The 24,871-nt window shown below is 64.2% G+C and carries 21 protein-coding genes and 3 pseudogenes; 11 read left to right on the top strand and 13 right to left on the bottom strand.

Going from position 1 to position 24,871, the window contains the following annotated elements; all coding sequences use genetic code 11:
* The first annotated feature begins 90 nt into the window (after positions 1-90).
* On the top strand, positions 91-480 hold the full coding sequence (locus B4383_RS17710; RefSeq protein WP_139360854.1) for a hypothetical protein: 390 nt from the start codon (positions 91-93) through the stop codon (positions 478-480).
* A gap of 151 nt (positions 481-631) precedes the next feature.
* On the opposite strand, the pseudogene B4383_RS17705 reads toward B4383_RS17710, so the two are convergent.
* Positions 632-969 (bottom strand): annotated as a pseudogene (locus tag B4383_RS17705) (maleylpyruvate isomerase N-terminal domain-containing protein); the annotation flags it as partial.
* A 43-nt stretch (positions 970-1,012) separates the two neighbouring features.
* On the opposite strand from B4383_RS17705, the gene B4383_RS17700 reads away from it, so the two are divergent.
* Together B4383_RS17700 and B4383_RS27450 are read left to right on the top strand one after the other, a co-directional pair.
* Positions 1,013-1,495 (top strand): hypothetical protein, encoded by a 483-nt coding sequence (locus B4383_RS17700; protein WP_078292403.1) that lies wholly within the window; start codon positions 1,013-1,015, stop codon positions 1,493-1,495.
* 205 nt (positions 1,496-1,700) lie between these two features.
* Positions 1,701-1,883, top strand: a pseudogene (locus B4383_RS27450) (5,10-methylene tetrahydromethanopterin reductase); the annotation flags it as partial.
* Here the strand turns inward: B4383_RS27450 and B4383_RS17690 are convergent.
* The 5 genes from B4383_RS17690 to B4383_RS17665 all read right to left on the bottom strand — a co-directional run bounded on the left by B4383_RS17690 (position 1,872) and on the right by B4383_RS17665 (position 10,942).
* Complete coding sequence (locus tag B4383_RS17690) at positions 1,872-2,162, bottom strand: hypothetical protein (RefSeq protein WP_078292402.1); 291 nt, start codon at positions 2,160-2,162, stop codon at positions 1,872-1,874. The pseudogene B4383_RS27450 and the gene B4383_RS17690 overlap by 12 nt on opposite strands.
* A 166-nt stretch (positions 2,163-2,328) precedes the next feature.
* Complete coding sequence (locus B4383_RS17685) at positions 2,329-3,165, bottom strand: hypothetical protein (protein WP_078292401.1); 837 nt, start codon at positions 3,163-3,165, stop codon at positions 2,329-2,331.
* Positions 3,155-4,897, bottom strand: a complete 1,743-nt coding sequence (locus B4383_RS17680; protein WP_078292400.1) for a sulfite reductase flavoprotein subunit alpha — start codon at positions 4,895-4,897, stop codon at positions 3,155-3,157. The genes B4383_RS17685 and B4383_RS17680 overlap by 11 nt, the downstream gene beginning before the upstream one ends.
* A 7-nt stretch (positions 4,898-4,904) precedes the next feature.
* Positions 4,905-10,322: a glutamate synthase-related protein gene (locus B4383_RS17675; RefSeq protein WP_078292399.1), complete on the bottom strand. Its 5,418-nt coding sequence runs from the start codon at positions 10,320-10,322 to the stop codon at positions 4,905-4,907.
* A gap of 287 nt (positions 10,323-10,609) precedes the next feature.
* Positions 10,610-10,942, bottom strand: coding sequence for a hemophore-related protein (locus B4383_RS17665; protein WP_078292398.1), 333 nt, complete (start codon positions 10,940-10,942; stop codon positions 10,610-10,612).
* Between the two features lie 287 nt (positions 10,943-11,229).
* Between B4383_RS17665 and B4383_RS17660 the strand changes: the two genes are divergently transcribed.
* Entirely contained in the window at positions 11,230-12,111 is an 882-nt protein-coding gene (locus B4383_RS17660; protein ID WP_078292397.1) for a universal stress protein, read from the top strand.
* Between the two features lie 66 nt (positions 12,112-12,177).
* Complete coding sequence (locus B4383_RS17655) at positions 12,178-12,684, top strand: DUF1802 family protein (RefSeq protein WP_286143950.1); 507 nt, start codon at positions 12,178-12,180, stop codon at positions 12,682-12,684.
* Here B4383_RS17655 and B4383_RS17650 read toward each other — a convergent pair.
* A complete protein-coding gene (locus tag B4383_RS17650; protein WP_078292395.1) occupies positions 12,654-13,430 on the bottom strand; it encodes a hypothetical protein in 777 nt (258 codons plus the stop codon). The two genes, B4383_RS17655 and B4383_RS17650, sit on opposite strands and share 31 nt — an antisense overlap.
* A gap of 133 nt (positions 13,431-13,563) precedes the next feature.
* Here B4383_RS17650 and B4383_RS17645 point away from each other — a divergent pair, with 133 nt between their 5' ends.
* Entirely contained in the window at positions 13,564-15,180 is a 1,617-nt protein-coding gene (locus B4383_RS17645) for a sulfite reductase flavoprotein subunit alpha (RefSeq protein WP_078292394.1), read from the top strand.
* Positions 15,181-15,184: 4 nt separating this feature from the next.
* Here B4383_RS17645 and B4383_RS17640 read toward each other — a convergent pair whose 3' ends face one another.
* On the bottom strand, positions 15,185-15,550 hold the full coding sequence (locus tag B4383_RS17640; RefSeq protein ID WP_078292495.1) for an RNA-binding S4 domain-containing protein: 366 nt from the start codon (positions 15,548-15,550) through the stop codon (positions 15,185-15,187).
* A 91-nt stretch (positions 15,551-15,641) separates the two neighbouring features.
* Between B4383_RS17640 and B4383_RS17635 the strand changes: the two genes are divergently transcribed.
* Entirely contained in the window at positions 15,642-16,244 is a 603-nt protein-coding gene (locus B4383_RS17635) for a hypothetical protein (RefSeq protein WP_139360853.1), read from the top strand.
* A gap of 7 nt (positions 16,245-16,251) precedes the next feature.
* On the opposite strand, the gene B4383_RS17630 is transcribed toward B4383_RS17635, so the two are convergent.
* Positions 16,252-17,058, bottom strand: coding sequence for an aminoglycoside 6-adenylyltransferase (locus B4383_RS17630; protein ID WP_139360852.1), 807 nt, complete (start codon positions 17,056-17,058; stop codon positions 16,252-16,254).
* A 196-nt stretch (positions 17,059-17,254) separates the two neighbouring features.
* Positions 17,255-17,881 (bottom strand): TetR/AcrR family transcriptional regulator, encoded by a 627-nt coding sequence (locus B4383_RS17625; RefSeq protein WP_139360851.1) that lies wholly within the window; start codon positions 17,879-17,881, stop codon positions 17,255-17,257.
* Positions 17,882-18,007: 126 nt separating this feature from the next.
* Between B4383_RS17625 and B4383_RS17620 the strand changes: the two genes are divergently transcribed.
* Both B4383_RS17620 and B4383_RS17615 read left to right on the top strand, forming a co-directional pair.
* Positions 18,008-19,237, top strand: a complete 1,230-nt coding sequence (locus tag B4383_RS17620) for an acyl-CoA dehydrogenase family protein (protein ID WP_078292391.1) — start codon at positions 18,008-18,010, stop codon at positions 19,235-19,237.
* 21 nt (positions 19,238-19,258) lie between these two features.
* A complete protein-coding gene (locus B4383_RS17615; protein ID WP_078292390.1) occupies positions 19,259-20,401 on the top strand; it encodes an acyl-CoA dehydrogenase family protein in 1,143 nt (380 codons plus the stop codon).
* Positions 20,402-20,403: 2 nt separating this feature from the next.
* On the opposite strand, the pseudogene B4383_RS17610 reads toward B4383_RS17615, so the two are convergent.
* Positions 20,404-20,873, bottom strand: a pseudogene (locus B4383_RS17610) (DUF1345 domain-containing protein).
* A 163-nt stretch (positions 20,874-21,036) separates the two neighbouring features.
* Entirely contained in the window at positions 21,037-22,449 is a 1,413-nt protein-coding gene (locus B4383_RS17605) for an Hsp70 family protein (RefSeq protein ID WP_078292389.1), read from the bottom strand.
* Positions 22,450-22,820: 371 nt separating this feature from the next.
* On the opposite strand from B4383_RS17605, the gene B4383_RS17600 reads away from it, so the two are divergent.
* A complete protein-coding gene (locus B4383_RS17600; protein ID WP_078292388.1) occupies positions 22,821-23,090 on the top strand; it encodes a CRISPR-associated endonuclease Cas2 in 270 nt (89 codons plus the stop codon).
* Between the two features lie 52 nt (positions 23,091-23,142).
* Here the strand turns inward: B4383_RS17600 and B4383_RS17595 are convergent, their stop codons facing one another.
* Positions 23,143-23,382 (bottom strand): Gp19/Gp15/Gp42 family protein, encoded by a 240-nt coding sequence (locus tag B4383_RS17595; protein ID WP_078292493.1) that lies wholly within the window; start codon positions 23,380-23,382, stop codon positions 23,143-23,145.
* Positions 23,383-23,525: 143 nt separating this feature from the next.
* Here B4383_RS17595 and B4383_RS17590 point away from each other — a divergent pair, with 143 nt between their 5' ends.
* Positions 23,526-24,839 carry an IS256 family transposase gene (locus tag B4383_RS17590; protein WP_019344575.1) on the top strand — a complete coding sequence of 438 codons (1,314 nt, stop codon included), beginning with the start codon at positions 23,526-23,528 and terminating at the stop codon, positions 24,837-24,839.
* Positions 24,840-24,871 lie beyond the last annotated feature (32 nt).

Raw genomic sequence — 24,871 nt, 5'->3', positions numbered from 1 at the left:
GCTAGCCGCGACCGCCGATAAATAGTTCGTCCGTCTAGATGTGCTCCACGACACATGACATGATGTGTAATTAAGGACACGGAGTGTCATATGGTGGACCTCGTAGTGAGAGGAACCACACCAATGATCACCCAATGCACAGGTCAACGCAGCAGAATGCTCATCCTGGCGGTGTCCGCGACGGGACTCGCCGCGGCAGCGGCGATCGCGGCCGACGCATTCCTCGGACCCCCGGTTGCCGCCGCGGGCCCGGCCGCGGTAGGCGGCGCCCAAGGTGTCATCGACATGCTCACCTCCGAGGGGTACCGGGTGATTGTCACGAAGGTGGGCGGACGAGACATCGAGGACTGCACGGTGCGATCCATCCTGACCCAGTCTCCGGTGCAACACCTGCGCACGAGCGATATCAGGCAGGCTCCGGCCCGCGAACAAGAACCCCCGGATTTCAAGATGGCTTACGTCACCCTCAACTGCGCCTAGGCGAAGCAGTGCGCACCCAGCGCGCGACTGAAGGGAAGCAACCGATGCTCGCCACCAATCTGGGCCTATCGCTGGCCGCCGTGTGCGGTCCTGGCTGTGCTCTTGCCCGCCGATGGCGCACTCGGACTGTCTCGTGCACTACTTCAAACACCACCGGCTGGTTCGGGTCGGCGATCGACGCCGCACGCCCCGCCGCCGCGCCGAGATCGTGGAGATGAAGGTGAGCAGACCGGGCTCCCGGTGGGCGGCGGCAAGCCTCACAATCAGCGCGTCCAGCGGATCTTCGCCGGTTGGCGGCGCGCCCAGCACATCCTGGGCGTCGATGATCAGGTGACACACCAGATCGCGGACGAGGCGCCCGGTGCAGCCAGACGGCTGCGCAAACGCCTGGTCCTGCAGACCCGCAACCGCGGCACGCAGGGCATCCCAGCTGTGGGTGAACTTAGCGGGGCGGGCGACAAGTGGCACGGAACTGCCGGGGCCCCGCATCCGACCTCTACTCTCAGAGATGTTCGGAATTGGGAGGCATTGAGTGAAGACGCAGCGCCAGGACGTTGGGCTTGAGGACACGCTTCGCGCGATCGAGCGCGGCGTGCTTGAGGACGTCTGGATGAGCAGACCACGCCGCTGGACCGCACTAGTGGCGGCCATCGTCTTGGGCCTGGCCGCGGCGAGCCGCTGGTCAAACCTCGGTGCCCACGTCAGCCCGTCGCTGCATGTCGACGCCGTCGTGCCGGGAACATCGATCATGTTCCTGGCGGCATGCGTTGTCTCGCTTATCGCTCTGCGGCGGAGACACTTCCGGTGGTGCTGCGCGGCAGCCTACACCGCGGCGCTTGGCGCGGTGACCAGTCTCGCCGCACTGTGGTGGCATCAGACCGCTGACGGGTCCGATCCGTTGGTATGGACGCTGCTCGCCGCACTCGCCGCTGCGACCCTGACCGTGACGTGGCTCGCGACAATCCTTACCCCACTGGAGGATTCACAGCCCGATATGCGGGCTGGCGGCTTCTAGCCCTGCCGCTGAAACCCTGCCGAGCGCAAAGGTTCCCACCGGCCGCCGGGCAATACGCCATGGTGTCACGTGACCACCACCAGCACAAGGAATTTGGGGCTGGACGCGCAGATGCCGCACGATCAGCGCTACGACATCGCCGACGAGTACCTGCAGGTCTGTTACAAGCTCTGGGAGGGCTCCTGGGAGGCCGGCGCCGTGGTGCGTGACCTCACCCGGGACCTTCGTCGATTTCGCCCGTTTCGTCGTACCCGAGCTGCGCCGCCGCGGGCGGGTGCCGCATCATCAGGAAAAGCACACGCTGCGTGAGCATCTCGGCGGCCACGACCCACACTTGGCAGATGGCCACCCAGGCACTTCATACCGACGAGCGGAACTACCCGGCTGACAGGGTCGAGTGGTCACCGAATCGATCGCTGAGCGCCACGAGCAGCTGGTCGAGGGCGGCTAGTTCCGCACGCTTGGCGCCGACGAGCCGGTGCAGGCGGGAGAGGCTGGATGGCTTGCCGCTCTGTCTTCTTCGCTCCAGAGAGGCGAGATGGTCGTCTAATTCCCGCCGTGCCACCGAACGCAGCTCTCCGATGACATCCTGGTAGTACTGCGCCTGCCGCAGGTCTGCGTTCCGACCGGGCAGAGTCGGATCGACGATCTTGGCCAGACTGCTCACGGTTTACCGCCCATGTTGCACACTCCGGGTGTCGCACTCATGCGCACACGCTAGGACCGCACAATTTCCCGGACGCTGCCCCCAATTCACCGGGACATCTCAATCTGTTCACACGCCACCGGCCGCCCGCTGTGAGTAGAGCTCCGAAACATCCGAACTGCGGCGGTCACACACCGTCCGGCAGCGAGGCAACCATGTGCTCCCATGCCTGGTGCAGCCGGGCTGTGATCGGCCCGGTCTGTGTAATAGCGGTGACACAACGGTGGCTATGGTCGTACAGCTCCACCGAGGAGGTCAGCCCCTGGGTGCCGTACGCCTGTGTCACCCAGCTTTCCGCGATGAACACCGGGTCCATGGCATACCGCGAGGCCCCGAAGATGACGGCGATATGCGCACCGGCCTGTTCGACCATCGCGGCGTGGCCACGGTGCAACTGGACACAGCCGCCTCCGGGGACCGCGACGGTAAACGGCATGTCCACATCGACGAGGTGGGCCAGGAGATGAGGCACAACCCCGGAATCGATCGTGCGGGCGCCGGTAAAGGGGAGCACCCGGTAACGCCCGGGGGTGAGCGCGTCGAGATGGGTCAGCTGATCGGTGTCACGCCAGCTGACGTTAGACCAGTCTGTGACGGGGAAGGCATCCGGAGCCGCCGCCGGCGCCAGTTCCAGGGCGCTGACCGTGAGGCGGTCCGAGAGCGGCGTGAGATAGGCACGGTGGGTACCCGTGTCGCCGACTATCGTCAGCCCCCGTGGAGCCAGGAACGCGTCGCGGACGAGGGCCGGATTCAGCCGCAGCGCAACGTATTCGTCATCGCAGCTGAGCGCATCGCCCGGGAGTGAGGGTTCGAGGTACTCGCCGGTGTGGCTGAGCAGGGCGGCGTCGTTCGCGGTGACCGCGACGACCGTGCCGAGAGCGGGTAGTGCTTCGGCGATGGCCCTGGGCCCCGCCACGATTCGCCGGGCGGGGCAGTGTTCGCAACGTCGGCCGTCAGTACACATCGCGGACGTACCGCTTTTCCCGCTTGAGGGTGTTGACGTACTCAGAGGCTTCGTCGGGGCTCAATGCGCCGTGCTCACCGACGATCTCGTGCAGTGCCTTGTCCACATCCTTGGCCATGCGCGTGGCATCGCCACACACATAGAAGTGCCCACCGTCCTGGAGCCATGTGAACAGATCCCGGCCGTGCTCGCGCATCCGCGTCTGTACATAGACCTTCTGCGCCTGGTCGCGAGAGAAGGCCAGGTCCAGGCGGTTGAGGAGTCCGGAGGCATGCCAGCCGTCCAGCTCGTTCTCGTAGATGTAGTCGTGCTCCCGGTGCTGGTCACCGAAGAACAGCCAGTTACGACCACTGGCACCACGTTGTTCCCGTTCCTGCAGGAACGCCCGGAATGGCGCTATGCCGGTGCCGGGGCCGACCATGATCATCGGAGCGTCATCCTCGGTGGGCACCCGGAATGACTTGTTGGGCTGCAGGAAGATTCGGGCACTGTTGCTGCGGTCGGCCAGGAAGGTGGAACATACGCCGCCGCGCTCACGGCCCAAACTCTGGTAGCGGACGCTGGCCACCGTCAAATGGATGCGGTCGGGATGGGCCAGCGCGCTGGACGAGATCGAGTAGGCGCGGTGCGGAAGCGGTTTGAGGAGTCCGACGAACTCTTCAAGGCTGAGCGCATCCCCTCCGATACGGAGGATGTCCAGGATGTCCTTGCCGTACAGCCAGGCGTCCAGCACCTCCTTGACCCCGCCGCGCAAGGCGTGTGAGAACTCCTCGCTCTCCGCGCGGCTCTCCACCTCGCTCAACAGATCCCGTGACGGCGTGCTGATCTCGTAGCGCGCGCCCAGCAGCTCGCCCAACGGCTCACCGTCGACAAGCGTGCCGACAGAGACACGGAAGTGATCGGCGATCGCCTCCACGAGTGCCGGGTCGTTCTCCGGGATGACCGCAAGGGCATCGCCGGCCTCGTACACGATTCCGCTGTCGGCGAGCGCGAACTCGAAGTGCCGAATCTCCTTGTCCGAACCGGCCCGTGAGAGCAGCCTGTTGACCCGTACCTCCGCGGAGAATGGGTTCTTCCGGGTCCACCCGGATCGCGCCGCGATACTCGGCGGGGGAGTGCCGGGACCGCCGCTGGCCCCGGCCAGGGTCGCCAGGCTCCCTACCGCCCCCAACACCCATTCCGCGGCCTGCGCCTCGTAGTCGATATCGCAGTCGGTGCGCCCCACCACCCGGCTTGCGCCGAGTTGTTCGAGCCGGGTGTCGATGAGCTTGCCCGCCTGGCAGAAGCCGTCATAACTGGTGTCGCCGAGCGCGAGCACTCCGTAGGACACCCCTTCGAGCCGCGGCGCCAGTGCCGAAGACAGTGCCTCCCAGAATAATTCGGCATTGTCGGGCATCTCGCCCTCGCCATAGGTGGACGTGACGATGAGGACGTATTTCAGCCCGGCGAATTCGTCGAGTGCTATCTCGTCGAGTCCGCTGACCGTGGCGTCGAATCCCTGCGCCTTGGCGGCCGCGGCGATGTCACCCGCCACGCCTTCGGCGTTGCCGGTCTGCGTGCCGTAGAGGACCCTCAGCGGCGGCCGCGGAGCCGCCAGGTCTGCGGTGGCCGTCGGCGGCGGAGCCGCCAGGTTCATGGCAAGGCGGGAATGCAGCCCCGCCAGGAAGCCCGAGAGCCAGGCGCGCTGGTCCTCGTTGAATGGGGCGTCTTCGGGAATGTAGGCGATCTTCATGGCTTCTTCACGTGGTCAGGAGGGACGGTCCGGAGAGGGCGACGACAGGCAACGCTTGATGTGCGAATAGCTCTTCGAAGGAAGGCAAACGGCCGATCTTGTCCAGGTTCTTGGCGCTCTGGAAGATGATCCAGCCATAGGTGCCGGGGCTGTCCATCGACAGGACATTGCGCTGGTTCAGCGCGTCCTTGTAGTCGGTAAGGCGCTTGTCCGCGATGAGCACGGCCAGGTCCTCGTCGCTGTATCCGTCGATCGCCTCCCTCGCATACTTCTGCAGCTTCTGGATCAGGAAAAAGTCCTCGGTCAGCACGAGATTGCGCACCGCCTTGTCGATCCGCGGATCCGTCACGTCCGTGACGTTCGGCATCCTCGATAGTGCGAGCTGCTGTGCCATGTTCAGGACCGTGTAGGTGTTGAGCAGGGCGTACATGCCCTCGGTGTCGGTGTCGCCATAGGCGGGCACAGATCCACCGAGGACATCGCGCTGGTCGCGATACGACCGCTTCAACTTATGCACCTGGTAGCCGGCCAGGGCGGCGGTGAGCTCGTCCAACAGCTCCTTGCGTGTCTTGCCGTGCAGAATGGCGTCGGAATCCTGGTACTGCAGCAGGGCCCGCGACATCGTATAGACCAGGTGCTCTCGAGTGGACTGCCAATTATCAAGCAAAGCCTGACCTTTGGCCGATCCGGTGGCCGACACATGCCATTCGAGCAGGATGCGTGCGGCCGCCTCGTGGAACGGCGCATCGGTGACGGGCAGTACCAGTACCGAGTCGGTGCTCACCTTCGACGGCAGTTCGCCCAGTGGGTCGTACTGATACAGGAAGCCGCCGCTCATCCCATTCGCGACGCCCTTACCAAAGCCACCGATGTTGAGAACAGCGCCGTTTGTCATGTATTCGCACAGGAATTCGCCGACTCCTTCGACCACCGCTGTGGCGCCCGAGTTCCGAACGGCGAAGCGGTCCCCGGCCTGGCCTTCGACAAAGAGACGGCCGCCGGAGGCGCCGAACAGTGCGAAGTTACCGATGAGAACGTTGCCTCCGGCGGCATCCGAACCACCGCCGGGCGAGCGCACCGTGATCGTGCCGCCGCAGGCGCTCTTGCCGACGCCGTCGTTACAGGTGCCCGTGTGCGTCAGCACCATGCCGTCGTTACAGAAGACGCCGTAGCTCTGGCCCGCCGAACCGGTGGTGGTGATGGTGACGCTCTCCGGCAGCAGATAACGACGGCCGCGCTCGTCGGCGGCAACCGCGGATCCGCCCGCCCCCTGGTAGTTGAGCATCCGCTCGATGTCGATCGCGAGCTGCCCGCCCACGCTCTTGTTCTGATTGGTCAATCCCATGGGCGGCAGTACCGCGCCGTCAAGATCGAGCTGGGCGGCGAACGCGTCGTCCACCGAGTAGTCCTTCTCCATGTACACCGGGTTCTCGACGACGAATTCCTCGGCCACCGCGAGCATTCGGCGCAGATCGAGGGTGCCGATGCTCGAGGGATGGTCCAACAGGTGCAGCAGGTCGCTGCGCCCGCGCGCTTCGCGCAGTGTCCGCAGGCCGAGCGCCGCCAGGATCTCCCGCACCTCATGCGCGATGTTCAGCAGATACTGGGCGAGTGCGCGGGGGTCACCTTCGAACACCTCGGCGTTGGTTGTCAGCCCGGCGGGGCACTTGATGTTGCAGTTCTTGGCCATGACGCACTTGAGCATCATCAGCGCGGTGGTTCCGAACTCGAAGCTGTCCGCGCCCAGCAGTGCCGACTTGATGACGTCACTGGCGGTCTGGTGCGCACCCGAGCAGCGCAGCACCACCTTCTGCCGGATTCCGTTGGCGCAGAGCGCCTGATGTACTTCCGCGACGCCGATCTCGGCGGACCGGCCCGCGTACTTGAGGCTCGTCACGGCAGCCGCGCCGGTGCCGCCGGTGTTCCCGGCGACGTTGATGACGTCCGCGCCGGCCTTCGCGACACCCACCGCGATCGTGCCGATGCCCTCCGAAGACACCAGCTTCACGATCACCCGGACGCGCGCGGCCTTGCAATCGTGGATGAGCTGGGCAAGATCCTCGATCGAGTACGTGTCGTGATGGGGTGGGGGAGAGACGAGTTCAACGCCAGGGGTGCCGCCGCGTGCCGCCGCGATCTGCACGGTCACCTTGGGTGCCGGGAGCTGGCCGCCCTCACCGGGTTTGGCGCCCTGACCGATCTTGATCTCCAACTCCTGAAGCATCGGGTCGGCGAGGTAACCTGCCCACACCCCGAAGCGGCCCGACGCGAACTGCTTGATACGAGAGCCACGGATGGTTCCGTAACGGCTGATGTGCTCGCCGCCCTCACCACAGTTCGACAGGCCGCCAACCAGGTTGGTTCCGTGCGCCACCGCCTCATGCGCCGGGGCAACCAACGCGCCGTGGCTCATGGCTCCCGATGTCAGCGTCGGCGTGATCTCGCTGGCCGGCTGCACCGACGACAACGGAACCGACTCGGGGGCCGTCCTGATCTTCGCCAGGTAGATCGCCGCTTGACCTGTCGCACTCACCCGCAGCTCGTCGCCGACGATCTCCTGGCCGGTGATGTCGCCGCCGAACCGCACGCGCAGCGAGGCCGCAAGAGCCGCCAGGCGTTCGTGGGTGTGCGCGAGCCGCAGGACGAACTCATCGTCAGTCTGTTTGCAGGACAGGCCACGCACCTGAAAGTCGTTGTTCCCAAACCGGGCGAATTGCCCCATTTCCCTGCGGAACTCATTGGCCGTACGCACAAAGTTGACGTCGGCGGGCAGGGCAAGCACGTCGCGAAGAGCGGCCGGGCGCCGAGTACGTTCCGTGTTCATTGCCCGGACGAAGCTGCGGTAACCGGGCGTGATGTCGAAACTGTCGACGGCGCGTGCGGGCAGCTCGTCAAAGCTGTTGTTGCGGTATGCACCGTCGTCCAGGCCGAACGCACCCTCGAGCTGGTGCAATGGCAGCAGCCGCAGGTAGGTCGGGTCGGCCATGTCGGGGTTCTCCGGGCGCGCGTCGTCCCCGAACGAGATCTCTTCCTCGGTCATGTCCACGAACCCGCGCACGGCTGTTGTCCCGTACGAGTGGCCCGCGCCTTCGGCCCGCTCCTTGAACAGCCCGAGTAATGGAACGTCCTTTTCACCTGTTACCGCCAGTGCCCGCGCATGCCAGTCGGCGACGGCGGCCGCCAGCGTGGAGAATCCGACACCGGCGACCGGTGACGTCACATTGGGGAAGTACCTGTGCAACACCGGATCCGACGTATCCAGGTAATTTGGCTCGAAGAACTCTCCACCGATGTAACTCTCGACGGTACAGAGACCGACCCGGCCCATCGTCTTCATCAGGGATTTCTCGGCCGCCTTGGCGAAATGCTTGAATGCCTTGTCGGCTTCGGTGCCGTACTTCTCCTCTGCCCGCATCTGCACCGCGAGCGGATACACCGCCGAAGCTCCGAAGCCCAGCACAGCGGCCACGTGATGGGAGGAGCACAGTTGCCCACTCTCGGCGATCAGCGAAACGCGCAGCCGTAGGCCCTCTTCGATCAGCCGTTGGTTGATGGCAGAAATCACGATGATGAGGGGCATCGCGGCGCGGTCGCTGGAGACATGGCGATCGGAGATGACGGCAATACCGCCGGTCTCCCGGGCGAATTCCTCTACCGCATCGCATAGTTCATCGATAGCCCGCACGATCCGCTCGGCGTTCGACTCGGGGTCGGACAGCTCGACTCGGTAGCGCATCCCGAAACGCCGCACCGGGGTGCCTTGCTGCTCGCGGATCTTGAGCATATCGAGATGGGTGAGGACGGGGGAGGGCACCACGATCTGCGGTGCGGGCTGTGCCCCGCTGTTGGGTTTCGCGCCGAGCGCGACACGCAAGGTCATTCCATCCGCCTCGCGGATGGAGTCCAGCGGCGGGTTGGTCACCTGCGCGAATCGTTGCGAGAAGTATTTCGCAACGCCGCCCTCCTGATTGGAGAGCGCGTTGATGGCCGCGCCGTATCCCATCGCAGAGATCTTTTCCTGGCCGGTGGCCAGCATCGGATCCATCAGGAACTTGAAGCTCTCCTGGTTGAGCGAATAGGCCACGTACCGCTGATGCCGGTCGAGGTCACCGTCATACCGGGCCGGCGAACCCTGGCCCAAGGGGGGCACATGGGGCAGATCGGCGATGTTCACGCGGGCCTGCGCCAGCATGGTGGGGTAATCATGGCGCGCGGCAAGCTTTTCCAGCGCTTCAACAGTGCCATAGGACCGACGCTCGGCGTGGTCGTAGTAGCGCATGCCGCCGGCCTCGATACGGCCTCGCTCGATCACCGTGTCGGGGTCAAAGTAGATCTGACCGGCCTCGGACATCACCCCCAGGTACTCGGCCGTCTCGACGGTGCGCAGCGGCCGAAGGCCCAGCCGGTCCAGGCGCGCGCCGATGATGGTGCCGTCGCCGAAGATCAACGCGGCTGGGCCGTCGTTCTTCTCCTCGTAGAGGCTGAAGTACTCCAGCATGGCCGTGACCTCGGGCGAGAGTGTCGTGTCGTTCTCCCACGCGGGCGGCATCATCGCGACAACGGCGGTGACGAGGTCGAGGTCATCCTCGAGCACACGGCTCTGGAGGGTCTGGTCCAGCCGGCAGCTGTCCGATTGCCCCATCGGGCGAATGATCGCTCGATTACGGGCACGTGCCATCGCGTTCTCTGATAGGCGGTTCTTCTTGTCAGTGTTGAGCTCGCCGTTGTGCGCCATCAACCGGAATGGCTGGGCCATGGTGGCATTCGGCGCGGTGTTCGTCGAGAACCGCGTGTGGAAGAACATCGAGTGCACTTCCATGCGCGGGTCGGATAGGTCACTGAAGTAGGGCACCACCTCATTCGAGTTGAGGCGCCCCTTAAGGACCTGAGTCTGCGTGCTGAGCGAGAGTGGATACAGCCCTAGCAATTCCGGGCGTGTGTAGCCGACGGCTTCGATCGCCATCAGCGCCTCATGTGTCTTGCGGTCGGAGTCGGAGAGGAACACCCACTGCCGTATCGGCAGCTGGTATCTGATGGCCGCCGGGCGGATAGCCGCATTGTTCACCGGCACATCGCGTTTGAGCAGAATGGTGAATCCCTGGGCGAGCAGTGCCTGCTCGATGACCGCCTCGGCCTCGGGGTGGAACGCCGGGTCATTGGGCAGGAAGAAGTTGCCCACGCCGAACTGTCCCGGCCGCAAGCCGGGATCACCCGTCAATTCGGAGAAGAAGCGCAAGGACAGGTCCATGTTGACGCCGGCTCCGTCACCGACACCTTCGGAAGACATCCCACCGCGGTGCGGAACGGCGCAGAGCGCCTCGTGGAGCATCTGCACGACGTCGTGTGTCTGCACGCCGTCTTTGCGGGTCAGGAAGCCGACTCCGCAGCTACTTTTCTCCTGGCTCTGGTCATACAGCCCGTTCAGCCGATTCTCCTCACCCAGCGCCGCGCACGGCGTATCCAGCGTGTGACGTTGGGTCTCTCGTTCGTTGAGCGAACCCGCCCTGACCAGCGCCCGGCATGGTCACGGCCCGATAGAAGCCGGCAACCCGGCCCCTGGGGGTCAATTAACCAAGCCTAGCCTAAGTCAATAAGGTCTGATAGCCAGCGGGATATACGTCACACTGAGTATCAGGCCTAGCAAGCGTGCCGACGCATCAATGGACCGGCCGCCCCATCACCATTATGAGGTAGCGGCCGGGAAATCGCCGATCAGTAGTTATTGCAGGAGTTGGCGACCTGGTTGATCAGGACGGTGTACTCCTGAACGGCGGGCATACCGCGCACCTCGTTGACCATCTGCTGCCGCTTCGCTCGCGGAGAGGCCACGAACTGCTGCAGCCACGCACCGGCGATCGGATTCGCGTTCACCTGCTGTGCAGCCGCGGGCGACTGCTCGTTCAGTGCCGCCATGATCTGCGGGTAGGTGCACGTGGTGTTGACGATAGCCGTCACATCCGGGTCGGCGGAAGCGATTCCACCGCCCGCAACCAGCGACAATGCCACCGCGCCAGAACCAACAATCAACTTCGCCGTCAAGGGCATTCTCGTCTACCTTCCACCAATTCCCCCGACGTCCATATCGACTGCCGGCGAGATTCCGTTACGCACAACGCTAGCAGGATCCTCAGAGTCCTTAGTCATGCTATCTACCGGCCCATGAGCCCCAAATGAGATCTCCGCCAACACGAATGACCCTCATATTGAGTGATGCAGCACACGTTTGTATGGGCGAAAGTCACAGAGAATGGGGATTTTGGCCCATGGGAGCCGCGGCGGCCTGTCCATAGTGTCGGTGGTGGGAGCAATCGTCCTACCGCATCGGAGGAGCCATGACCACCACGCCTCACCCGCACATTCTCGTGGGCATCGACGGATCGACATCGGCTCTACATGCTCTGACATGGGCGGGTGCCGAGGCCCAGCGGCGAAACCTGCCGCTGACGCTGGTCCACGCCATCGACTACAGCAGCTTCGGCCAGGGCTACAACCTGGGAGCATCGGCGAGCTTCTTTGATCACTTGGACACCGACGGGGCCGAGTTCCTCAGCCAGGCCAAGGACCACGTCTACGCACTGCATCCGAATATCGAGGTGTCCACGGTCAAGGCGACCGGTAAACCGGTGGCGATCCTCATCGAACTGTCGAGAAACGCCGCCATGACGGTGCTTGGTTCCAGCGGACTCGGCGGATTCACCGGGATGATGGCCGGTTCGGTGTCGGTGTCGCTGACCGCGAAGGGACACGGCCCGGTCGTCGTCGTCAGGGAAGCACCGGGACCGGCGGGCCCGATTGTCGTGGGCGTCGCCGACTCCGAATCCAGTGACGGCGCGATCGCCTGGGCCTTCGAGGAGGCCGCGATGCGAGACGCCGAGCTGGTGGCAGTGCATGTCTGGAACAACATTCCGCCCGGCTACGTGTACGCCTACACGGCGTGGAGCACGATGGATTCGGCCCGAGAGGCACAGCGCCAGGAACATATCCTTGCCGAGCGGCTGGAGGGCTGGCAGGAGAGATACCCGGATGTGCCGGTGCGGCGCATTGTCGCGGTCGGGCATCCTGCCGATGTCTTGCTTCGCGAGGCCGAGGGTGCACAGTTGCTCGTCACGGGAAGCCACGGCCGCGGTGACGTCGCGGGCTTCTTTCTCGGGTCCACCAGCCACGCACTGATACATAAGGCCACCTGTCCGGTGCTGGTGACGCCCCGGCCGTAGTCTCGCGATGTGACCGAGATTCCAGGCTGGCTCGCCCTGAAGGAGTGGAGCGCCGCGATTCACGGCATGCTCGATGGCCGACAGACGATTCTGCTGCGCAAGGGTGGAATCCACGAGAAGCGGTTCACTCTCGCTGATTCTCGGTTCCTGCTCTTCCCGACGGCGGTGCACGGCCATGCCGAGCGGGTGCGGCCAGAACATCAGGACCTGCTGGCACGCGCGGCCGCCGACAGCACCGAAACGCACGTCGTGGTGCGAGCCGGGGCCGAGGTCGTCGCCGCCGTCGAGGTCAACCGGCCAGAGGCGCTTGAAGAGCTTGCCGCACTGCATATCTGGACAATCGAATCGATTCGCGCGGACCGCTTGGATTTTCGGCCCAAGCACCGCCTCACGGCGTTGGTGGTGCGGGCGTACCCAATGGTCGCGCCGGTGCGAATTCTTCGCACAGAAGAACACGGCGGCTGCACCAGCTGGGTTCCGCTGACAATCGCCCCGCAGTGGGGGGCGCCGGTTCATGAGGAATCAACGCTCGCCGAGATCGCTCAGCGAGTCCGCGACTCTGTAGGTGCGTGAGGCAGCTCGGGGGTTGGTGTGCCACCAATCGCGTCGAGCCATCGCTGACGCACGGGACCCCACCGACGGTCAAATACCAAGGCACGCTGGCGCGCTCGCGTGAGCTTCTCCTCCGAATAGCGCCACCGCGCCCATGGGGATGTCGGGCGGGCGATACGCGCCGCGGACCACCAGGCGACGGGAGCGATGAAGATCCCGATCATCGCGGTGGGGTACTTGCCCTTGAGCGCGGTAATCGCCACCAGTGCAAGGTGGATCAGCAGCAGCAGCACCGCGACCCCGCGAGCGATCGCGATCACGCCGGTCAGGCCGTCCACATTCAGCGGTGACACACCGACCGCGGCCAGACCAATACACGCGGTGGCGAGCGTGACCATGTCGACCGATAACTGTCCCTCGTTGGACCAATAGACATCCTCCAGGTGGAAGATCATCGCGAACTCGTCGAGCACCAACGATGCGCCGACCCCCACCAACAGGCCCGCCGCGTACGTCCACACCGACAGCGGCGGCGACCCGAGCGCCGTGAAACCACCGATGATCAGCAACACCACACCCGGCACCGAATGATGGATGTGCACACCGCCGCCGGAAATGTTGTGAAAGGGCCCCCTCCCATCGCGGATAAGCCGGGTGATCGTGCGTGTCACGACGAAGGTCACCACGAACGCGACGAAGCCGAGCAGCAGGGGACCTTTGTAACCGTCCACCACGTCGTAGTGCCACCAGGAATTGAGCCAGGCCACGATCGGATGCTAGCGGGTTAGCGCGTCCACGCAGGGAAAAGAGGGGGGAGATCCCCACAGGGCCTCTCGTCAAAGTAAGGTCGCCCTTACCCAGCGCTGGGACCAGCCCCGCGCGCGTGAGCGAGGGAGTGCAGTGACCGCCCAGCCGGACTTCTCGTTGATCGTCGGCTACGGCACCGATATGGGCAATGCCGAGGACGCTGCCATGTCGTTCTCCGAGGCCCTGGAAGAGGCCACCGGCATCAAGTCCGAGGCGATCGAACTCAACCAGGTTGATGTCGCGGATCTGCAATCGGCATCGCATTTCGTTGTCGTGGTGTCGACATTCGGCGACGGTGAATTTCCCGATAACGCGCTGCTGTTCTGGGAGGCGCTCAGCGCCGGGGCCGCCGATCGGCTGGAACATCTGAATTTCTCGGTGCTCGCACTCGGCGACAGCAGCTACGAATTCTTCTGCAATGCGGGTCTGCTCCTCGACCAACGTCTGGAGGCCCTGGGCGCCGCCCGGTTGACCGAACGGGTCGACATCGACGGGCCCTATCTCCAGCAGTCGAAGGAGTGGACCACCGATCTGGTCAAGCGTCTGGCGGCGGGCCACATCAGTACCACCGCAACGGCCGTGGTGACGGAGGCGCCCGCGCCACCCAAGCGCGACCGCAACGAGCCCGTCGAGGCGCGACTGCTTGTCAACCGGCTGCTCACCAGCAGGGAATCCGATAAAGAGGTACGCCACTACGAAGTGGACCTCACCGGCTCTGGAATTTCTTATGAGGCAGGCGATTCGATTGCGGTGCACGCCGCCAACGATCCCGCGCTCGTCGAGGCGATCCTTGCCGAGCTGGGTGTTGGTGCCGATCATCGGGTGGCCGGCCACGATGAGCCGCTCGCCGAACTACTGTCCGACCATCTCGAAATCCGCACACCCTCACGGACCCTTCGGGCCTTGGTCGCCACCCGAACGGACAACATGGACGCGGTCGCCGCGCTCGGTGGCGACGTCACTCCGGCGCCGGGTTCCTGGCTGTACGGAAAAGATGTTCTGGATCTGATCAGGTTGGGGAAGTTGACCGTTGACGAGCTGGTCGACAATCTGCGCCCGCTTCAGTTCCGTGACTACTCCATCGCATCGAGCCCTGCCCTGCACCCCGACACCGTGCACCTGACCGTGGCGACCATTCGATACGCCGATGCCGATCGCACCTATGGCGGTGTGGCATCGACATTTCTGGCCGACCGCGGGCAGACGATGCGGGTGCATCTGCGACCTAATCACACCTTCCGGCTGCCGGCGGCCGACGTGCCGATCATCATGATCGGGCCGGGAACCGGGATCGCGCCGTTCCGCGGCTTCCTCCAGGAGCGCCAGGCCGCAGGCGCGCACGGGCGTTCGTGGCTGTTCTTCGGAGACCGGCGCCGTGCCACCAGTTTCCTCTACGGCGAGGAGCTTCAGGGTTTCGTGGATTCAGGCGTATTGACCCGACTCGACCTCGCCTTTTCGCGAGACGGCGCCCACGGTGAACCGAAACAGTATGTCCAGCAACGCATGCTGGAGAGCGAGGCGGAGCTGTTCGCCTGGCTGCAGGACGGTGCGTACCTGTATGTGTGCGGCGATGCCGAGAACATGGCCAAGGACGTCGACGCGGCGTTGCACGAGATCGTCGTCCGCTGCGGTGGAATGGACACCGCAGCGGCGCACGCGTACGTCAATGACCTCATCAAGAGCCATCGGTACGTGCGCGACGTCTACTGACGGCTTATTCCCGGCCTGTACGCCACTTATCCAGCATCCGCCGGTCCCGTTTAGTCGGCCGGCCCGTACCGCGGTCACGCGCCGCCACCTGAACCTGTGGAACCTCAGGCCGGGCAGGTGTTCGGTCGAGGTAGCAGGTCACGGCGTCGGGGGCACCAACCCGCTTCTGGATCACCCTCACCACCTTGACGATTCGGGTCGTGTCGCCCACCAATACGCGTACTTCGTCACCGGGGGCTACCGCCGTCGACGGCTTCACCGGTCGATCGTTGATGCGCACATGTCCACCGCGACATGCCGCCGCGGCGTCCGGCCGGGTCTTCGTCAGTCGGACCGCCCACAGCCACCGATCGATGCGGGACGTCTCCATGACGTCCATCATGCAGGGCCCAAGCGCCGAGCCTCGCGCGCCTCACCCGTCATCGCGGGGGAGGCGGGTGTTTCGGTGAACAATGGCAGGCATGAGCGAAAGACGGCCGGGTGCTTTCCGGCGACGCGTGCTGATCGCCGGCGTCGCACTCCTTGTGCTGGCGGCCGTCGCATCGATTGACTGGGGCCGGTTGCCGCTGGTGGGGGCGATGATCGATGAGCAGGATCCGCTGTACGGCGCGCCACGGCTGGACGGGGAGTTGTCTGCGATGCAGCGCGAGCTGTCCGGGCGGGGATTGTTCCGCGTGATGATCTATCCCGCACACATGTCAATAGAGGCTCAAGTCGGGGACACTCAACAGCTCGATCAGCTCGATCAGCGACGCGGAGAATTCCGGAACTTCGGCCGGCAGGCAGGGTATGCGCGGGCGCGAGCGCCATTTCGGGTGGAAGAGATTTCTGCACAACGTATCCGGCAGGCGGTGACCGATGCGCTGGCACTCGGAAAGCCCGGTGATGTCGAGTTCGTATCGTACGAAACAGCGCGCGCACAAAGACCTTTGACGCTGACAGTGTGGTTGCGCCATGACCCCCTCAGCACACTCGTGGATTTCGATCCACGCACGGGCGCCCTCATCGGACAGCAACCCATCGAAACCGATGCCAATACCGTGCTCGGCGGGTGCTGGTGCTAACAACCCCCTAGGTGCGCAGCGCCAGGATCTGCTCGATCTCTCGCCGCAGCCGTTCGTGGCGGAACGGTTCGAAACCGAGGGCGGCGCCGGTACGCGCCGACAGCCGCGCGAACAGGTCCACCGTCCGCCGCAGCGCGTTGACGGTGTCGTCAGCATCGAAATGCGCCCAACAGCCCTCGACTTCGTCGCGCACATCAGCATCCATCCAGCTGTTCATGCGGGTCCCCAGGTGCCGAGTGTCATGCGCGGTGCCATGCCGAACGCGGTGGTCCCACTCAATGATGCGCAGCAGCTCATCTTTGAGATCCTGGTCGCGTAGTTTCGCCGACCAGAGCTCCTCGCGTACCACGGCTTTCGCGCACATCAGCGCCGCGGCGTAGCCCCAGTGCACACTCTCCTCAAACTCCTCCCCGTCGGGCAGCTCGCCCTCCGGGGTGCCCACCGCGTTCGGGTCAGGTGCTTGACCATCCTTATCGACCAACACGTGGAAGGGCCGATCGTGCTCCATATCGGTGAGATCTTCGGCAGGAATCAGGGTGAAGTCGAGCTTGCCACCGGCGTAGTAGACCAGCCGGGTCTGATACCCGGAGTCCTCGTCCTCCAGGCGCTCGACCACAAGAACTTCGCCCAGCGATGCCCACCACGAATCCTCGTCCGCCAGGCCATCGGGGTCGGATGCGTAGAGCTCGATGTCCCGGTCCGACAGCGGGTGAACGTCCCCGTCGGCCGCGGACCCGGTGACAATGATTGCCCGGACGGCATCCACCTCAGTCGCCCACGCGACCAACTTCTCAAGCACCTCACCATAATTCACACCCATATCCTTGGCTGCCCGGCGTGGTGTTCTCAAGAGCTTTTCCGCGTGTCGGTCAGGTGTTTCGCGCGGGTCGTGGGCGTGCGCTGGCCGGCGTTGTTCTTGTTGGCGCCCTCATAGGTCGGCTGATGGGCACCTCGCTGGTACTCGACATCACCCGAGGCAAAACACGGATCGACGTCGGTCGAACCGACACTCAGCGTTGCGTGGAGCGTTCCGGTCCGTGAGCCAGCAGCATGTCGACCAACTGATCGATGAGGGTCTCCTCGGTGCCCGCGATGTCCTGATTCAGCCATGCCGCGACGGCCTGACCAACGCCACCCACGACGAAATGAGCCAGCACCGGAAGGCTGCCGTCATCATCACGGCGAAACCAGTCGCGCAGATGCTGAGCGAACAGCGACACAAACATCGCCGTGGCCTCGAACCTCTTGCGCACTAGAACCGGATTGACCTGCCGCGGGCTGTAGAGCAGCTGCCCGATGCGCCGGTCCGCATTGATGACACGCACCACGCTGCTGATACCGGCCCTCACCTGCTGGCGCGGCGGCGCCGCCGCCACCTCGGCCTCGATGGTGGAGGTAAGCCCCTCAACGGCCCAATCGAAGATCGCGATGGCGAATTCGTCCTTATCGGCGAAGCTTTCGTAGAAATAGCGCTGCGCCAGACCTGAGCGCTGACAGACCGTGCGCAGCGTGAGGTCGCCGGGTCCTTCCGGGGCGCCGAGAATGTCCAACCCCACTTCCAGCAGCTGTTGCCGGCGCCGGGCGAGGCGTTCGTCGGCGGGAAGACCGCTGTATGAGCGGCCGGCTGGCGATGACACCCACTCAGTCTTACAGGAGCCGGTATTTGCCTGGGAGTGGAACGCCCATTAATCTGAATGCACTTGCATCCAGATTAATGGGATTCATCGCTTTCCCCACCGCAGCCTCGACACAACGGAGTGCACATGGACCTGGCCTTCTCGGCAGAGGAAGAACAATTCCGCACGGAGGTCCGGGAGTTCCTGGACAAGAACCTCACCGAGGATCTGCGCGCGGCCGGGCGCCTACAAACGAGTGTGTACAGCGACCACGAGGCAAGCCTGCAATGGCAGGCCATCCTTCACGAGAAGGGATGGGCGGCACCGGCCTGGCCGGTGAAACACGGTGGCCAGCCGTGGACCGTCGCGCAGCACTACATCTTCGCGGTCGAATCGACCCTTGCCGGGGCACCCGCGTTGTCGCCCATGGGCATTCGGATGGTTGCGCACGCAATCGTCAAGTTCGGCACACCGGAGCAAAAAGACTTCTTCCTGCCCCGCATTCTGACGGGGGAGGTCTTCTTCTGTCAGGGTTACAGCGAGCCCGAGTCCGGCTCTGACCTGGCCTCATTGCAGATGTCGGCGGTCTCCGACGGTGACGACCTGATCCTCAACGGCTCCAAGATCTGGACAACCCATGCCCGCGAGGCGAATTGGATGTTCGCACTGGTCCGCACCACCAAGGGCCCGAAGAAACAGCTCGGTATCACCTTCATCCTGATCGATTTCACCTCACCTGGAATAGAGGTCAAGCCCCTGGTGATGAGCTCGGGCGAGGAGGTGCAGAACGTCGTGTTCTTCGACAACGTGCGGGTCCCCAAGACGAATGTCCTCGGTGAGATCGATGAGGGATGGACTGTCGCCAAGTACCTCCTTGAGTTCGAGCGCGGCGGTGGGGCAGCGGCTCCCATGCTGCAGGTGGGCCTCGACCAGCTGAGCGCGGCCGCCCAGTCGGTACCCGCCGAGAATGGCACCCTGGCAGACGATCCGGTGTTCAGCGCCAAGCTCGCCGATCTCGCGATACGTATCGACGTGATGGAGGTCCTCGAGCACCGGGTACTGGCGGTCGTCGCCGGTGGCGGTAATCCGGGCACGGCCTCCTCGATGCTCAAGATTCTTGGAACCGAACTGTCCCAGGCGTTGACCACCCTCACGCTGGAGGCCGCGGGCCCGCGTGGCCGCGTGTATCAGCCCCATGTCACGAAGCCGGGCGGTCCGGTGGTCGAGTACACACCGCCCGCCGACGGGTACCACAGCGGTGAGCTCTGGCAGGCGGTGGCGCCACTGCACTATTTCAACGATCGCGCGGGATCAATCTATGCGGGTTCCAACGAGATTCAACGCAACATCCTCGCCAAGGCCCAACTGGGCCTCTGACAGACAAGAGCGAACATCACCATGGATTTCAGCCTCACCGACGAACAACAGCTCCTGAAGAACTCCGTCTCGGATTTCCTGTCCAACCGTTACGCCCTGGATACCAGCCGCCGCGCGGCACGCTCGGACGTCGGCTGGCAGCCGCAGGTGTGGAAGTCCTTCGCCGAGGAGCTCGGGATCCTCGCCGCGCCACTGCCTGAGGACAGTGGCGGTCTGGGTGGCGGCGCGGAGGAGGTACTAGTCATCGCGGAGGTCCTCGGACAGCACCTCGTCGTCGAGCCCTTCATCGGCACGGTGGTGCTCGGCGGCGGCCTGCTCCGGCGCTCGAACAGCGGCCTGGCCAAGGACCTCATCGGTGGTGTTGCGGCCGGCGATGTGGTGACTGGATTCGCCGCTCTGGAGTCAACTTCCGGGCAATCGTTTCACTCCGTGCGGACAACTGCCCGTCGCGAAGGACAGGACTGGGTGCTGGACGGCGAGAAGATCGTGGTGAGCGACGCGCCGATCGCCACCCATCTGATCATCACCGCGCGGACCTCCGGTGATGACGCCGCCACCGCGGGTCTCACGCTATTCGCAATACCGTTCGATCCCGTCGATCCGCCAACGGGGATCGACGCACATCACTACCGGACAATCGATGATCACCATGCCAGCGACCTCGTCATGGCCGGTCTACGCGTGCCGGATTCGGCGCGTATCTCGGAGGTGGACGAGGCCTGGCCGCTGATCGATGCGGCCCTCGACGAAGCCACGGCTGCCACCGTGGCCGAGGCGGTAGGAATGCTGCGCAAGGTGCTCGCCGACACGGTCGAATATACCAAGCAGCGCCAGCAATTCGGCGTGACGATCTCCAATTTCCAAGCGTTGCAACACCGCATGGTGAACATGCACATAGAGGTCGAGCAAGCGGTGGCCGCCTCCTACCTGGCCTCGCTCAATCTCGATGGTCCGCGCCGTACTCGCGCGGTGTCGGCGGCCAAGGCAACCATCTCGCGTGCGGCCCGCCTGGTGGGGCAGGAGGCTGTTCAGCTGCACGGCGGCATGGGCATGACCGAGGAGCTGGCGATTGGGCATTACTTCAAGCGCCTCACTGCAATTGAGTCAGAATTCGGTAACCGCGACTTCCATACCACGCGGTATCAGCGCGCACGCGGCGCCTAGACCTAGCCAACGAGATTGATGACCAGGTTGATGGTGCACGCGACGATCACCGTGCCGTAGATATAACTGAAAAGGCAATGCTTCAACACCACGTCGCGGATATGGGACTCCGTGACAGCGGTATCGGAGACCTGGTAAGTCATGCCGAGATTGAAGGAGAAGTAGTAGAAGTCGACGTAGCGAGGCGGGACGTCGGAGTTGAAGTCGATGCCGCCGCCGGCGCCCTGGTAATAGATCCCGCGCGTATCGAGCGGCGTAGATCGTGTGCAGCATCGCCCACACCGTCAGATGCATAGCCCTGCGTGGGCGCCCCTGTCCTCCTCGTTGGCCGAGATCAGAAGCATCCCGATTGCGGACAGGCTGGCGACCAGAACCAGCAGCATTGCCAGGTCGCCGAGCTCGTCGTCCATGTCAACGCGCCGGCCATCAACCCCGCCACGAGCGCGATCCAGAATCGTCTGGCGCCGGTCATGTCCGCTCCGTGAACAACATCATCCCGACATCCAACAGTGCTGACACGAAAAAAGGAAGGCGCATCGCGCCTTCCGGCTCTTCCTTTATGGCTCACACCGGTGCATGCCGCGAGGCTCGGAATACCCCCCAGAATCGCTGGCCTAAAACAGGATTCACGAAGACTAGGGGTGCGGCGAGGTCGTCACTGTCGTCGTGGTTGATGTCCGGTTGCTCGGAGACGGAGCATCGTCGCGGTCCTGCCACGCGATGAACAGCGCGGTAAATATGGCCCCGGAGAACACTGCCGCGGCAACGAACCAGAGGAACGGTCGCTGGAACCAACGCATCCGGTCGGTGTCACGGTAGTCGCCCGGTCCGGGGCTGAACGTCACCTCCGGTCGGGCAGCGGTGACGGGAGTCGAGTAGTCCTGGTACTCCTGCAATTCCGGGGAGGTGTCGCCTTCTGACCAGGCCAACCGGTCGGATTCGACGGTGTCTATGGGTTTTGATGCGGGACTCTTGGCGGTTTCCTCACCCGCGGGTACCGGCCGCATCATGGTTGCTGCCGGGGACGGCGTTTCCTCTGGTTGACCGGCCATGACGGCAGCCCCGAACGCAGCGGCGAGCTGAGGCTGCGGTGCGGCGATGATTGGGCAGCGTAAGCGTTCGGAAAGCTGTTGGGTGACAAGGGGGATGCCGGAACCACCGCCGACGGTAAGGACGGCACTAACCCCGGCGGAAGGAATGTTGTTGCGTTCCAAGGTTTGTTGAACGCCGGCGATCAGCGCGGCCAGCGGTTCCCGAATCCAGTCTTCGAGCTCACTGCGCGTAAGCCGCACATCGGAGGTGAGGCCGGGCAGCTCAACGGGAACCACGGTCGTCGTGTCGGTCGACAAATGTTCCTTCGCCGCGCGGCAGCGATCACGCAGGCGCGTCAAGGCGCCCAAGGATGCCGTTCCGTCCGGGTCCTGGTTGAGGCCGGCAAGAACCCGAGTCAAGAGCTCCTGGTCAATGCGCTGCCCCGAGAAGTCACGATGGCGGACAGTCTGGCCGATGGGCTCGAAGTTATGTGCGGCGTCGGCGAGCGTGATGCTGGTGCCGGTTCCGCCGAAATCGCAGACAATGACGACACCATGAGTGGGGAGGCGATCGCGCGCGCTCTCCAGTGCGGCGCGTGCGTCGGGCACCAGCTTCATCGGGGTGCCGCCGGGCGCCAGGGCAGGCACCTTGTCAATGGCGGCGCGCAACGCGGCGATGGAGTGCGCGCCCCAATGGGCTGGCACGGCAGCTGCGAGTGCCGGGGGAGCGTCGACGTTCGCCACCACCGCCGCGTCGGCGATCATGACCCGGATGGCTTCGGCCATGACCCAATCGGCACTGTGCACGGATCCGTCGGCTCCGACGATTCCGACTGGGTCACCGACGCGATCGACGAATCCGGTGAGGGCCAGGCCAGGTTCCTTCGGGATACCGACCTCCGAGGGCCGATCCTCGTGGAGCGTGAGCATCGAGGTCCGCACGACGGGGACGCCGTTAGGGTTGCCGTCGGTGGCGACCAGCTGTGTAGCCCCGATCGACATTCCGAGTGCAACCATTTACATCATCCTAGTAATCCGTCGGGCCCCACGACAGGCTATCTAGACCCTTCACCGGCCTGAAACACCTACCACGCGACACGCCGGATACGTGGACCAACACACTCTTTTGACCAGGGAATTACGCGAATGTCGTTCACGACATCTTGTATGGGTTCCGTTTGTCGGACACCACATATAGAATGTGATACAAGGCACAACGAAGAACCCCAACCGTTGGGGGGTTGTCCCCCTGGTTGAGGTTTTCCGTCGATATATGCATTTCGAGGTGCGTGCCCGACTGTATACCGAACCGCCCAAGAACGCCCAATAATGGCGAATTGGGTAGCGGGTGGGCAGCACAGATGGCGTGCCCTAGAAAGGGTGCCAATATGAGCACCTACCTGGTGAGTTACGACCTGTCCGAACCCGACAGGGACTACGACAAGCTCATCTCATTTCTGAAGAGTCATCCCTATCACGCTCATGTACTGGAAAGCGTCTGGTGTGTGGGGTCAAGCCTGACAGTGGTTGGGCTCCGTGACCGGATCATGAGCTTGATCGACGCGAACGACCATCTCATCGTTGTCGAGATGGGCCTCTCAAGCGCTTGGTTCAACCTTCAGCCCAACGTCTCCAACTGGTTGAAGAACTCAGCCTAATCCGGTACCCGGTGGAAGGCGGCACCGGCAACGGTGCTGTCCTTCCACCGGGCTAGCCGCCCTGATAGATCGGGTCGTAATCGGGCGGGAACATGTCGTACGGCGTCCACAGCCGGGGAGCGATCACGTACACCGCGTTGCCAACACCTAGCAACGCCCACTCGTTGTCGAGTAGTTCTAGCTCGCCCGTCGCGGTCTTCCAGTTGATCTGGTACGAGTAGTTGCCGTCTGTTTCACCTGTGTATGCGTTGGGGTTTCGCACCAGCCGGACCACAGCGTTGGCCTCGATCATCTTTACTATCTCGACGTCGATGTCGCCGAGCAATGATCAGAACCTGTGGATCCCGGGCGGGCGTGCCTTCCCGGAAGATGATCTGCAAGGAATCCGAATTCTGATCAAGACCAGCGTTGGCGCGCTGGCGGGAAGGCACGCCCGTGCTCACGGTAGTAGACAACAACGACGACTCCAACGAGACCCGCAATGCGGCCGGTGCGGGCCGGTCGTTGCTCGACCAGATCGTCCGCGACGGTGCCCGGCAGATGCTGGCCGCGGCGTTGCAGGCCGAGGTCGCCGACTATGTAGCCCGGTATGCCGGTGAGGTCGACGAACACGGCCACCGACTGGTGGTCCGCAACGGATACCACGCCGAACGTGAGGTCGTGACCTCGGCGGGTGCGGTGGCGGTGAAGGCGCCCCGCGTGAACGACAAGCGGATCGACCCCGATACCGGCGAGCGCAAGCGGTTCTCCTCGGCGATCCTGCCCGCCTGGGCTCGCAAGTCCGAGCAGGTATCGGAGGTGCTGCCGCTGCTGTACCTGCACGGCCTGTCAACCAGTGACTTCGGGCCGGCGCTCGAACAGTTCCTCGGCACCGGCGCCGGACTGTCCGCATCCTCGATCACCCGGCTCACGGCCCAGTGGCAGGACGAGGCGAAGGCCTTCGGCACCAGGGACCTCTCGCAGGTCGACTACGTGTACCTGTGGGTCGACGGCATCCACCTGAAAGTCCGGCTCGAGCAGGAAAAGCTCTGCCTGTTGGTGATGCTCGGGGTGCGGGCGGACGGCCGCAAGGAACTCGTCGCCCTGGCCGACGGCTACCGAGAGTCCACCGAGTCCTGGGCGGACCTGCTGCGGGATTGCCGCCGCCGCGGGATGCGCGCGCCGGCGCTCGCGGTCGGGGACGGAGCTTTGGGATTCTGGCGGGCACTGCGGGAGGTGTTCCCCGCCACCCGCGAACAACGCTGCTGGTTCCACAAACAAGCCAACGTTCTTGCTGCACTCCCGAAATCGGCGCATCCGGGTGCGTTGGCGGCGATGAAGGAGATCATCGGGGCCGAGGACATCGACAAGGCGCAGTTGGCGATCGCAGCGTTCGAACGTGACTACAGCGCGAAGTACCCGAAAGCGGTGAAGAAAATCGTCGATGACGCCGACGTGCTGCTCGAGTACTTCCGGTATCCCGCCGAGCACTGGGTGCATCTACGCACCACGAACCCGATCGAATCGACCTTCGCGACGGTTCGGCTTCGGACCAGGGTGACCAAGGGCCCGGGATCACGGGCGGCGGGCATGGCGATGGCCTACAAGCTGATCGAAGCAGCGCAGTCGCGGTGGCGGGCGGTCAACGCACCACACCTGGTGGCGTTGGTGCGGGCCGGCGCAGTGTTCCACCAGGGCAAGCTCCTCGAACGTCCGGTCGACATCACCCCGGAACCATCGCCCGACACCCCAGTGTCCGAGGTCGCCTGACGACCCTCGATCCACAGGATTTGACTATTTCT

This window comes from Mycobacterium sp. D16R24 (assembly GCF_002013385.1).
In the GTDB taxonomy this organism is placed as follows: Bacteria; Actinomycetota; Actinomycetes; order Mycobacteriales; family Mycobacteriaceae; genus Mycobacterium.
Note: the sequence above shows the minus strand (reverse complement) of the source record. Positions and strands in the feature narration are given on the sequence as shown.

Bases quoted from the DNA above. Each gene is read 5' to 3' on its own strand.
- B4383_RS17710 (WP_139360854.1), top strand. From the start codon at position 91: ATGGTGGACCTCGTAGTGAGAGGAACCACACCAATGATCACCCAATGC.
- B4383_RS17685 (WP_078292401.1), bottom strand. From the start codon at position 3,165: ATGTGTACTGACGGCCGACGTTGCGAACACTGCCCCGCCCGGCGAATC.
- B4383_RS17680 (WP_078292400.1), bottom strand. From the start codon at position 4,897: ATGAAGATCGCCTACATTCCCGAAGACGCCCCATTCAACGAGGACCAG.
- B4383_RS17665 (WP_078292398.1), bottom strand. From the start codon at position 10,942: ATGCCCTTGACGGCGAAGTTGATTGTTGGTTCTGGCGCGGTGGCATTG.
- B4383_RS17660 (WP_078292397.1), top strand. From the start codon at position 11,230: ATGACCACCACGCCTCACCCGCACATTCTCGTGGGCATCGACGGATCG.
- B4383_RS17655 (WP_286143950.1), top strand. From the start codon at position 12,178: ATGCTCGATGGCCGACAGACGATTCTGCTGCGCAAGGGTGGAATCCAC.
- B4383_RS17640 (WP_078292495.1), bottom strand. From the start codon at position 15,550: ATGGAGACGTCCCGCATCGATCGGTGGCTGTGGGCGGTCCGACTGACG.
- B4383_RS17635 (WP_139360853.1), top strand. From the start codon at position 15,642: ATGAGCGAAAGACGGCCGGGTGCTTTCCGGCGACGCGTGCTGATCGCC.
- B4383_RS17620 (WP_078292391.1), top strand. From the start codon at position 18,008: ATGGACCTGGCCTTCTCGGCAGAGGAAGAACAATTCCGCACGGAGGTC.
- B4383_RS17615 (WP_078292390.1), top strand. From the start codon at position 19,259: ATGGATTTCAGCCTCACCGACGAACAACAGCTCCTGAAGAACTCCGTC.
- B4383_RS17605 (WP_078292389.1), bottom strand. From the start codon at position 22,449: ATGGTTGCACTCGGAATGTCGATCGGGGCTACACAGCTGGTCGCCACC.
- B4383_RS17600 (WP_078292388.1), top strand. From the start codon at position 22,821: ATGAGCACCTACCTGGTGAGTTACGACCTGTCCGAACCCGACAGGGAC.
- B4383_RS17595 (WP_078292493.1), bottom strand. From the start codon at position 23,382: ATGATCGAGGCCAACGCTGTGGTCCGGCTGGTGCGAAACCCCAACGCA.